The sequence below is a fragment of the Paenimyroides viscosum genome (assembly GCF_003858535.1).
GTDB classification, from domain to species: domain Bacteria; phylum Bacteroidota; class Bacteroidia; order Flavobacteriales; family Flavobacteriaceae; genus Flavobacterium; species Flavobacterium viscosum.
In genome coordinates, this window is record NZ_RQTJ01000051.1 from 1 (window position 1) to 11151 (window position 11151).

Annotated in this window: 14 protein-coding genes and 2 pseudogenes; 15 read left to right on the forward strand and 1 reads right to left on the reverse strand. The window is 33.4% G+C overall.

Annotation, left to right across the window (positions count from 1 at the left end):
• Positions 1-159: 159 nt before the first annotated feature.
• From EG242_RS14105 to EG242_RS14165, 13 genes are all read left to right on the forward strand, one after another.
• The gene (locus tag EG242_RS14105) at positions 160-708 is read left to right on the forward strand and encodes a YeeE/YedE family protein (RefSeq protein WP_124900503.1); all 549 of its coding nucleotides are present in this window, start codon (positions 160-162) and stop codon (positions 706-708) included.
• A gap of 5 nt (positions 709-713) precedes the next feature.
• Entirely contained in the window at positions 714-1127 is a 414-nt protein-coding gene (locus EG242_RS14110; RefSeq protein WP_124900504.1) for a DUF6691 family protein, read from the forward strand.
• A gap of 10 nt (positions 1128-1137) precedes the next feature.
• Positions 1138-1770: a Crp/Fnr family transcriptional regulator gene (locus EG242_RS14115; RefSeq protein WP_124900505.1), complete on the forward strand. Its 633-nt coding sequence runs from the start codon at positions 1138-1140 to the stop codon at positions 1768-1770.
• A 105-nt stretch (positions 1771-1875) separates the two neighbouring features.
• Positions 1876-2664 carry a sulfite exporter TauE/SafE family protein gene (locus EG242_RS14120; protein ID WP_124900506.1) on the forward strand — a complete coding sequence of 263 codons (789 nt, stop codon included), beginning with the start codon at positions 1876-1878 and terminating at the stop codon, positions 2662-2664.
• A gap of 75 nt (positions 2665-2739) precedes the next feature.
• Positions 2740-4152: an MBL fold metallo-hydrolase gene (locus tag EG242_RS14125; protein WP_124900507.1), complete on the forward strand. Its 1413-nt coding sequence runs from the start codon at positions 2740-2742 to the stop codon at positions 4150-4152.
• 47 nt (positions 4153-4199) lie between these two features.
• The gene (locus EG242_RS14130) at positions 4200-4502 is read left to right on the forward strand and encodes a rhodanese-like domain-containing protein (RefSeq protein WP_235831923.1); all 303 of its coding nucleotides are present in this window, start codon (positions 4200-4202) and stop codon (positions 4500-4502) included.
• Entirely contained in the window at positions 4486-5115 is a 630-nt protein-coding gene (locus EG242_RS14135; protein WP_124900509.1) for a methyltransferase domain-containing protein, read from the forward strand. The genes EG242_RS14130 and EG242_RS14135 overlap by 17 nt, the downstream gene beginning before the upstream one ends.
• A gap of 4 nt (positions 5116-5119) precedes the next feature.
• Positions 5120-5350 (forward strand): hypothetical protein, encoded by a 231-nt coding sequence (locus tag EG242_RS14140; RefSeq protein ID WP_124900510.1) that lies wholly within the window; start codon positions 5120-5122, stop codon positions 5348-5350.
• Positions 5347-5541, forward strand: coding sequence for a DUF6132 family protein (locus tag EG242_RS14145; RefSeq protein WP_124900511.1), 195 nt, complete (start codon positions 5347-5349; stop codon positions 5539-5541). Before EG242_RS14140 ends, EG242_RS14145 begins: the two co-directional genes overlap by 4 nt.
• A gap of 2 nt (positions 5542-5543) precedes the next feature.
• A complete protein-coding gene (gene trxA, locus EG242_RS14150; protein WP_124900512.1) occupies positions 5544-5837 on the forward strand; it encodes a thioredoxin in 294 nt (97 codons plus the stop codon).
• A 49-nt stretch (positions 5838-5886) separates the two neighbouring features.
• Positions 5887-7395, forward strand: coding sequence for an MBL fold metallo-hydrolase (locus tag EG242_RS14155; RefSeq protein ID WP_235831924.1), 1509 nt, complete (start codon positions 5887-5889; stop codon positions 7393-7395).
• Positions 7396-7620: 225 nt separating this feature from the next.
• Positions 7621-7950 carry a hypothetical protein gene (locus EG242_RS14160; protein ID WP_124900513.1) on the forward strand — a complete coding sequence of 110 codons (330 nt, stop codon included), beginning with the start codon at positions 7621-7623 and terminating at the stop codon, positions 7948-7950.
• A 54-nt stretch (positions 7951-8004) separates the two neighbouring features.
• On the forward strand, positions 8005-9012 hold the full coding sequence (locus EG242_RS14165; RefSeq protein WP_124900514.1) for a TQO small subunit DoxD: 1008 nt from the start codon (positions 8005-8007) through the stop codon (positions 9010-9012).
• A 142-nt stretch (positions 9013-9154) separates the two neighbouring features.
• Here the strand turns inward: EG242_RS14165 and EG242_RS14170 are convergent.
• Positions 9155-9825, reverse strand: a pseudogene (locus EG242_RS14170) (IS256 family transposase); the annotation flags it as partial.
• On the opposite strand from EG242_RS14170, the pseudogene EG242_RS14175 reads away from it, so the two are divergent.
• Positions 9819-10559 (forward strand): annotated as a pseudogene (locus EG242_RS14175) (TraM recognition domain-containing protein); the annotation flags it as partial. The pseudogenes EG242_RS14170 and EG242_RS14175 sit on opposite strands and share 7 nt — an antisense overlap.
• Before the next feature lie 63 nt (positions 10560-10622).
• A complete protein-coding gene (locus EG242_RS14180; protein ID WP_124900515.1) occupies positions 10623-10922 on the forward strand; it encodes a hypothetical protein in 300 nt (99 codons plus the stop codon).
• Positions 10923-11151 lie beyond the last annotated feature (229 nt).

The window sequence follows — 11151 nt, forward strand, 5'->3', positions numbered from 1 at the left end:
TAGCTTAAAACATTATACTTCTAAATTACATAAATTACGCTAGGTTTATAGGGGTTAAAACAATACATCTTCAATATAGGCTTAAATATATTGTATGTAACAAATGTTACGAAGTAATAGTAATTAATCTCTCAAATTTGCAAAGTAAAAATTAAAACTATGGATTGGATATTTGGAACATGGCCTTGGTATATAGGGGGGCCTATCATTGCATTTATTATGATTGCTTTGATTTATTTAGGTAAAAGTTTTGGGTTTTCTTCAAACTTTAGAACTTTATGTTCAGCTTTAGGAGCAGGAAAAACGTGTTCTTTTTTTGAATTTAATTGGAAATCGCAAAAATGGAATCTTTTGTTTTTAGTAGGTTCAATAATTGGTGGTTATGTAGCAGCTAATTTTCTATCGAACTACCAAATCCCAGAAATTGCGGCTTATACAACCAAATATTTGCAAAATTTAGGCATTAATAGTGTTGGTACAGCTTATAGTCCTGAAGAAATTTTTAAAACATTATCTTTTAAGAATATCATAATCTTAATTGTAGGTGGTTTATTAATTGGTTTTGGTACACGTTATGCTGGCGGATGTACTTCGGGTCACGCTATTTCTGGATTAAGTGATTTACAATTACCTTCATTAATTGCTGTAGTTGGATTTTTTATTGGCGGTTTAATCATGGTTCATTTATTATTCCCTTTAATTTTTTAACGATTATGAAAAGTATTTTATATATTGTACTAGGTGTGATTTTTGGAATCACAATGTATAAAGCCGAAACAGCCTCTTGGTTTAGAATTGTAGAGATGTTTCAATTTCAATCATTCCACATGTTTGGTTTTATTGGATCGGCATTATTTGTTGGCGTTATTGCCATACAAATCATCAAACGTAAAAATGCTAAAGATGTAAACGGGCAAGATATCGTTATAAACCCAAAAAACAAATCAATCAGCAGGTACTTATTTGGCGGAATAGCTTTTGGTTTAGGTTGGGCGTTAATTGGCGCATGTCCTGGCCCTATATTTGTACTTTTAGGTGCAGGAACCTATTCTATAATTATAGTAATTTTTGCAGCTTTAACAGGCACTTGGTTATACGGAATTCTTAAAGATAAATTACCTCATTAATTTACTAATTATGTTAGATAAAAGTTTTCTACAGAATTATTTTGATTCGTTGTTTGAAGAGGAATTGTTAGATGAAATTGCTTCGGCGGGACAATTGAAGCCTTTTAAAGAAAATGAAATTTTAATTGATTTAGATCAAACTATTTCTCACATGCCTTTATTGCTACACGGAGCAATTAGAATTATGCGTGATGATGATAATGACGGCGAACTTTTATTATATTATTTAGAGAAAGGCGATACTTGTGCCATGACCATGACGTGTTGTTTAGGGGCAAAAACAAGTGTTATTCGTGCAACTGCTGAAACCGATGGAGAAATGGTGATGATTCCTGTTCAAAAAATGGACGAATGGTTAGCGAAATATCCAAGTTGGCGCGCATTTGTTTTTAATAGTTATCAAGATCGATTAGATGAAATGATGCGATCTATTGATAATTTGGCTTTTAAAGACTCTAAAGGCAGACTTGAAAACTATCTGATTGAAGTTGCCAGTGTAAATAAATCAAGAATAGTTAATAAAACACATGCAGAAATTGCTTACGAATTAAATACATCTCGCGTAGTGATTTCTCGATTATTAAAAGTATTAGAGAACGAAGGTTTTATTAAACAACAACGTAACAGCATTACCATTTTATAAAAGATGTTTCTAATGAAACATCTTTTTTTGCTTTATACTTCTGTAACAAATGTTACGCACTATCGTTTTGAAATGAATGACCTTTGTACTACAAAATGAAATACAATGGAAATAATAGGTTTAATATTAACCATAGTTATCGGTTTATTAGTAGCATTATTTGGTGGTGGTGGTAGCATACTTACGGTACCTGTTTTAGTTTACTTATTTGCTGTCCCTGCTACACTTGCAACAACATATTCGTTAGCATTAGTTAGTATAACGAGTTTAATCGCAGCAACACCCCATGTTCTTCAAAAGAGGTTATCGTTTAAAAAGATATTGCAATTTGGAATCCCATCTTTGGTGGCGTTGTATTCGGTACGCTCATACCTCCTTCCATCAATTCCAGAAACTTTTGAATTATTTGGATTTGAGATCGAGAAAAACCTTTTCATGATGCTTTTCTTTTCTGTATTAATGTTAGCATCAGGTTTTTTTATGATTAAACAAAAGAAAAACAACCCCGATTGTTTCGATTGTCCTTATAATCATTTCGTATTGATGATCGCCGGTTTGTTCGAGGGTTTAATCACAGGAATTGTTGGTGCTGGTGGCGGATTTATTATTGTACCTGTATTAATGATTTTTGGAAAATTAAGTTTAAAACAAGCGGTAGCCAATTCATTATTCATTATTGGAGTAAAATCATTTATCGGTTTTTTAGGATCTCACGATATTGCCACTTTAAACTTTATCTTCTTAGCTAAGATAATAGCAATTGCATTGGTAGGAATGTATTTTGGCATAAAACTCAACAAGAAATTAGATGCCAAACAATTAAAACCCATTTTTGGATACTTTGTTGTCATCATGGGTTTCATCATCTTAATTAAAGAACTTCTAATCAACTAGTTTGTGTAACAAATGTTACCAATCAATTCAAATAATCTCACGAAATTTACAGTAACAAACTAAAAGAAACTTAAAATGAAAATAGAACAAATATATACTGGATGTTTAGCACAAGGTGCTTACTATATAGAGAGTAATGGTGAAGCGGTAATCATTGATCCGCTACGTGAAACGCAACCTTACGTTGATCGTTTAACAAAAGATGGAGTAACTTTAAAATACATTTTCGAAACGCATTTTCACGCAGATTTCGTGAGCGGACATTTAGATTTAAGTCAAAAAACAGGGGCACCAATTGTTTACGGACCAACAGCTAATCCAGAATTTTCAGCGATTATTGCAGAAGACCATCAAATCTTCCAAATCGGAAACATCAAAATAAAAGTGCTGCATACGCCAGGTCATACTTTAGAAAGTACCACGTATTTATTAATAGATGAAAACGGAAAAGAAACGGCTATTTTTAGTGGAGATACCTTATTCTTAGGTGATGTTGGTCGACCAGACTTGGCTCAAAAAGCAGCAAACATGACGCAAGAAGAATTAGCTGGAATGTTATACGACAGTTTATACAACAAAATTCTTCCTTTAGCAGATGATATCACGGTATATCCAGCTCATGGAGCAGGTTCAGCTTGTGGTAAAAATATGATGAAAGAAACTGTAGATACCTTAGGAAATCAAAAAAAGATGAACTATGCTTTAAATCAACCTTCTAGAGAAGCGTTTATCGAAGCGGTAACTGATGGTTTATTGCCTCCTCCAGCGTATTTTGGAATGAATGTAGCGATGAATAAAAAAGGGTACGAAAGTTTCGAAAACGTGTTATCTCAAGGAATGACGGCGTTAAGTATCGAAGAATTCGAAAATATTGCAGAACAATCGGCTGCTTTGATTTTAGATACTCGTGTAAATGGTGATTTCGCCAAAGGATTTATTCCGCAATCCATTAATATTGGAATCAACGGTGATTTTGCACCTTGGGTTGGAGCGATGATTGTTGATGTGAATCAACCCATTCTTTTGGTTACAGATGCCGGAATGGAAGAAGAAACAGTAACGCGTTTAAGTCGTGTTGGGTTTGATAACGTATTGGGGCATTTAGAAGGTGGTTTTCAATCTTGGGTAGATGCTGGAAAAGAAATCGATACGGTACACCGAATTACTGCAACTGAATTTGCTTCTCAAATCGAAGGGAAAGAAGTGATGGTTATCGATGTTCGTAAAGAGTCAGAATACGAAGCAGAACACGTAGAAGAGGCATACAGCAAACCTTTGGCTTACCTTAACGATTGGATAAACGATATCGATCCCAAACAACCGTTTTATTTACATTGTGCAGGTGGATACCGAAGTATGATTGCTGCAAGTATTTTACAAGCGCGTGGTTATAGAAACTTCATCGAAATTGAAGGTGGCTTCCAAGCTATTACAGAAACTCAAATTCCTAAAACCGATTTCGTATGTCAAAGCAAAGTATTAAAATAATAATAACAAGTATAGGTATAATAATTATGTTCGGATTAATAAAAAATATGTTCTCAGAGAACAACAACGAAGAACTAAAAGGTATCGTTAACAACGCATTTTTAGTAGATGTTAGAACGCCCGCAGAATTTGCAGAAGGAAACGTACCAGGATCTATTAATATTCCTTTAGATCAAGTTCAAATGCAAATGGCACAGTTTAAAAATCACGAAAATATTGTAGTATTTTGCAGAAGTGGAAACAGAAGTGGACAAGCAAAAGCTATTTTAGAACAAAACGGATTTACCAATGTTGTAAATGGCGGAACTTGGCAACAAGTAAATGCAGTTAAAAATGAAGCAGGAAAATAAAAATGAAGCGTGTTGCATTACCCAATGCGATTTACCAATGGATAAAAACTATTGGGATACCCGATGGGAAAAGCAAGAAACAGGTTGGGATATCGGCTATCCTTCTTCTGCAATCACAAAATATATGGACGGAATCGCTGATAAAAACACAGCGATTCTGATTCCAGGTTGTGGAAATGCTTACGAAGCTGAATATCTCATACAGCAAGGTTTTACCAACATTACATTGATTGATATTGCTCCATTAGCCGTTGAAAATTTAAAGAAAAAATTTGAAGGTCAATCAGCAATAAGTATTTTATGCGAAGATTTCTTTGAACATAAAGGCTCATATGATTTGGTATTAGAACAAACCTTTTTTAGTGCTATTCCACCTTTCAAAAGAAAGGATTACGTTGCAAAAATGCACGAGATTTTAAAGGAAAATGGTCGCATAGTTGGATTACTATTCGATAAACAATTTAACAATCCGTTTCCTCCTTTTGGTGGATGTCCTTGTGAATACCGTCCTATTTTCGAAAATCATTTTGAAATCAAAACGATGGAAGAATGTTACAATAGCATCGAACCGAGAAAAGGAAGTGAGGTTTTTATTCATTTCATAAAAAAATAAATCTATGAAACAGTGGATACAATCTTGGAATTTGATACGTTTGCTTAGATTAGCACTAGCAATTACAATCATCTATCAAGGAATTGATTTAGAACAATGGCTATTTGTAGCTATCGGTGGATTATTAGCACTTATGCCTCTCTTCAATATTGGATGTTGTGGAGCTAGTGGATGTAGCACTACTTTTTCTAAATCAAAACAGAACAAAGAAACAACTTACACAGAAATCAAATGAAATTATTCTTTCAAAAACATTTAATAACACTTGCAGGTATAAGTTTAGGACTTATTACAGGGTATCTGTATTGGCATTTTATAGGTTGTAATTCGGGAACTTGTGCCATCACGTCAAATCCTAGAAATAGCACTTTATATGGTGGAATGATGGGCGGTTTGGTATTTTCATTATTTAAAAAAGAAAAATAAATATGACATTTGAAGAAATAATAAATCAAGACAAACCCGTTTTAGTAGACTTTTTTGCTACTTGGTGTGGACCTTGTAAAACACAAGCGCCTATTCTTGAAGAAGTAAAACAACATTTAGGAGATCAGGTGTCGATTATTAAAATCGATGTAGATCAAAATCAACAAACTGCAGCTCAATATCAAGTAAGAAGTGTGCCTACCTTAATTATTTTTAAAAACGGACAAATTCGTTGGCGTCAAGCGGGCGTTTTTCCTGCAAATGAGTTGGAACGATTATTAAAAGAAAACATATAGAATATAAGCATCGCTATAGGAAATGCTTTTTTATGTAACAAATGTTACATTGAATTATACAATAGAATTATATTTTAAGCTCTTCAATCGAGAAATCATGGGTTATAAATCATTATTTTTAAAAACTTTAGGTGTATATTTAGTATCAAGCTTCACTATAAATGCACAGGTTATACAATTCGAAAGATTTTATGATGAGACGTTAGCACAAGCGAGTTACATCATTGCGAATGATAAAAATGAAGCCATCGTAATTGACCCAAAACGCGATATCGATACGTATTTAGAATACGCGAAAAAGAATGGTTTGACGATAAAATATGTTACCGAAACGCACATTCATGCCGATTATTTAAGTGGAGCACCAGAATTGGCAAAAGCCACTCAAGCGAATTTATTATTATCTAACGAAGGTGGACCTAATTGGCAATATGCTTTTGATCATCAACCATTAAAAGACCAGCAAATTATACAATTGGGAAATGTTGAACTAAAGGTGATGCACACACCAGGACATACACCAGAAAGCTTAACTTTTTTAGTTAAAAACACCAATAAACCTAATGACCCTATAAAAGCTATTACAGGAGATTTTATTTTTGTAGGTGATGTGGGTCGTCCTGATTTATTAGAAAAAGCGGCCGGTCAAAAAGGGTCGCAATACGAAGGAGCATATCAATTGTTTACATCATTGAATCAGTTCATTAAATTACCTAAAAATACAGAGATTTGGCCAGGTCATGGTGCTGGTTCGTTTTGTGGTAAAAGTTTGAGCAACATTCCTCAATCTACATTGGAACAAGAAATGGCAACAAGCCCTGCTTTTCAATACTTGAATGATAAAGATGCGTTTACTAAATTTATTTTAGATGGTCAGCCTGAACCACCTAAATATTTTGCAGTAATGAAACAATGGAATAAATCGGTTCGTCCTTTGTTGATTGAAATGCCTAAAACAAAAAAATTATCAATGACTGAACTAGAAAATGCCATCAAAAATAATGTCTTGGTGATTGATGCCCGTAAAAAAGAGGACGTAGCGAAAGGTTTTATTCCGGGCAGTTTGCATATTGAAGGTGGTAAATCATTTGCAACTTTCGTAGGTTCGTTGGTTGGATATAACAATCAAATTATTTTGGTAGGAAATGAAAATCAAATCGAAGATTTACAACGCAAACTGATACGCATTGGAATGGACAACATTTATGGTTATATTTCTGATGTAAATGAATTAAATGGTTTGAAAACTTCTAATATTATTACAGCTGAAGAGGTTCAACAATTAATGAAAGACAAAAATGTTCAGTTGGTTGATGTTCGTACAGCAACGGAATACGCAAGTGGTCACATCAAGGGTTTTGAAAATATTACTTTAAATTCTTTAGAGATAAACGCTACTAAAATTCGGAAGGATGCGCCTGTAATAATTCATTGTCAAAGTGGAGTTAGAAGTGCTATGGCTTATTCCATCTTAGAAAAGTTAGGTTATACGAATATTTTAAATTACAGCGGAAGTATAAACGATTGGAATTCTAAAAAATTACCTTTGATGAAATAATAAATAAAAGCTACAAAGAAAATACTAATATACTTATCATTAGTCTTGATTACAGGACTAATGATGAGTCCTTGTGCTGTAATTGTTTACTAAAATTGAACTCAGCACCGTGAATTAATAAAATGTGAAATTCTTTTCTTTAGGTTGCCATACCAGTTAAATAATTGTACTTTTGGGGCAATGCCGAAAATAAACTTCCATATTAAAATATTCAAACCCATCCTTTTGCTGGGCTTTGTTTTGTTTTCATTAAGTCCTTGTACGGTTAAGGAAGTGTTTTTATCTTCTGTAAATGCTGAATTTGCAAATTCATTGAACAAAACAAAAACAACTACTTCTATAAGCCGCTGTGCATATTCCCAAAATGAAAATCAGCAAATTTCGGTTGAAAAGAATTCAGAAATCAAGAAACAAATAGAGTCTGTTGATTTTTTCGATAAACCTTTTTTTGCAGTACTCTCAACCAAAGTTTACAACGATTATTCAAAAACATCTTCGGGCAACAGTCCTCCAAAATATATTTTATATAAACGGCTGAAAATTGATATTGCGTAACTTTTCTTTCGCATTATTACATCATTTTCACGTTTAATTAAAATATAAAAATCAATGAAACAATATATGGATAGTGCAGCCGGAAAGGCTGGACTTTTTACATTATCCCTGCGTTGGGTAATCGGCTGGACTTATTTTTCTGCATTCTGGCGACGACTTATTTTAGACAACAAACTTATTCCCGAAGAAGCGGGCTATATTGGTGAAAAATTCAATCACTTTCTTCCCAATGCTTTGGGCATAAAACCCATTATTGAATATCTGGTTTCCAATCCAGAAGCATTGCAAATTTCAATGGTTATTTTTACAATTGTAGAAGCTATTGTCGGCTTGTTTATCATTCTTGGTTTGTTTACAAGACTGATGAGTATTGGAGTATTCTTTTTGGCAATGGGTATTCTTTTGGGTTCAGGCTGGTTGGGTACAACTTGTTTGGACGAATGGCAAATCGGTGTGCTAGGTGTTGCAAGTGGTTTTGTCTTGTTCCTAACAGGTAGCGGTGTTTATTCGTTAGACAATCATTTAATGAGTAAATCCTATCATTTTACAACTAAAAAATGGTTTGCTTTTTTAGGTTCGGGCGTGCTTCCAATCAAAAATTTAGCTCCAAAAGTTCTCGCAATGTCGTTGTTCATTTTTGGATTGACTTTGTTTACCAATCAGTACTTTCACGGTGGTGTGTTTGGTACGCTTCATAACAAATCCGTAAAGCCTAAAGTTGAAATTTCAAATATTCAGCACAACGGATCAGAGCTTTCTTTTCAACTGTTTAGGGTAGAAGGTGCAGATGTTTACGGTTCGTTTTTAATTGGCATACAGATTTTGGACGAAAATAATCAGACCGTAAAATCCATTGGTCAAGAGAAATTGGCTCAATTTCCAAAAGAAAAAATCAACAATCATTATGTGGCAAAAATAAAACCGGGAAAACATAGTCTGATTTTACCTCTTGGTGCAAAAGCCGATATTACCATTGATTTGCAAAAAATTCTCCTTAAAGAAAATTATACTATAAAGCTGATTGACATTAGTGGAATTGAATGGACTGCCAAAATAAAATAAACAAACTCAAAAAAAGCTGTCGTGGTATACGACAGCTTTTTGTTTTTCTAAAATATAAAGTTTAGTCTTTATGATTTGTAGCAGTAAAATTCTTTGACACTATCCCATCAAGTGTGTAAGTTAAAAAGTTAGGGCTTGGATTTTATAATCTGAGCCTTTTTTCAAATATAATCATAAATTGGCTTAAAACAAGTCCCCAATTATGAATAGGCATGGTCCATTTTTTAGTGGCTTCATTTAGGGCGAGATATACTGATTTCATTACGGCATCATCTGTTGGAAATGACATTTTGTTTTTAGTGTATTTGCGTATTTTACCATTCAAATTCTCAATTAAATTTGTGGTGTAAATGATTTTTCTAATCTCGAGAGGGAACTCTAAAAAAACGGTTAAATCATCCCAATTATTTCTCCAGGATTGAACAGCATAAAGGTATTTACTTTCCCATTTTGCAGCAAAATCATTCAAAGCTTGTTCTGCAGCTTGTTTGTTTGGGGCGGTGTAGATGTGTTTCATGTCGGCGGAAAATTCTTTTCTGTCTTTCCAACTACATATTTGCAAGCGTTTCTAATCTGATGAACTACGCATATTTGGGTTTGAGATTGCTTCGCCAGTTCGAGCAAGCTCTCGGGTCAGGAAAAACAGAACGAATCGTTGGTGAAACCATTGAGATTATCTGTCGCAGTAATCAAAATATCTTCCACACCACGTGCTTTTAAATCGGTTAAAACATTCATCCAAAAACTTGAGCTTTCGTTTTTCCCGAGCCACATTCCTAAGACTTCCTTCTTTCCATCACTATTTAATTTTATGTGTAGTTAATAATCCAGACCGACAAAATATCTATTCGGCTGCGCTAGGTTTTTACAATTCCAGAATAGTTAAGTTGATTAACAAAAAGGGACAGTTGAAAAGCTCCGTTATAATTGACGAGCTACCTACGATCTATTTCAGGGGATTAGATAATTTAATTGCTACTGCCCGAAGTAATAAGGTTGCTGTTTGCTTAGGCTTTCAAGACTTTTCACAATTGACAAGAGATTATGGAGATAAAGAAAGTAAGGTAATACAAAACACAGTTGGTAACATCTTCAGCGGACAGGTAGTAGGGGAGACAGCCAAGAGTTTGTCAGATAGGTTTGGCAAGATTTTGCAGAAACGACAGAGCTTATCTATCAATAGGAATGATACTTCAACCTCAATCTCAACACAACTGGATAGTCTTATTCCTGCTTGCAAAATCTCTACACTAACTCAAGGAATATTTGTTGGTGCCGTCTCTGATAACTTTGATGAACGAATCGAGCAAAAGATTTTTCATTCTGAAATTGTTATAGATAGTGAGAAGGTAGCTATTGAAACAAAAAACAATCAAAAAATACCTGACATTTTATCTTTTAAAGATGATTTCGGAATAGATAATATGAAGATTGAAATAGATTCAAATTACAGACAGATAAAATTGGATGTAATGAAAATTATAGATGATGAATTAGATAGGATAAGTAATGACCCAGATCTGCAACATTTGATAAAGGATAGGTAGAAGCAGTTTTATATAACTTTTATAGTTGTATTTTTAGGGCTACAACAATAGAAACAATAAGCAATGAAAAAATTAAAAAAGTACGAAGGAGATCCTGCTTTCATAACAATTTTTGAAAAAGGATTTAACTTAATCAATGACGGGTATTACATTATGAAAGGGGATAAAGGGACTTATGTACATACTAACGACCATAATAAGAATGGGAGTATACTTATAAAGATCAGTTCAGATTACTACGTATTTGAAATGAACGATGAATTTAGAAATGACAAAGCACTATTAAAAAATTTCATAAATTATAATCAGATAAATTTAAGGAATATATCAAAGGAAGAATATGACAAGTACATGAAGTCTTGAATAAAAGCGATCGAATTCCGATCGCTTTTATTAATTGTTACCTCATGATATATATTTTAACTTACATTAAAAAATAACAAAATAGACGATACAGGAGTCTTAAATTATTTTCCAGTTTAATCAAGTAGTAATATTAAGATATTATGATAGAAAAATATTATTACTTACCCGTAGTGCATTATTAAACGAGATTAATTTTTAGGTTGTTAATGTTCCTGTTGAATAAGAC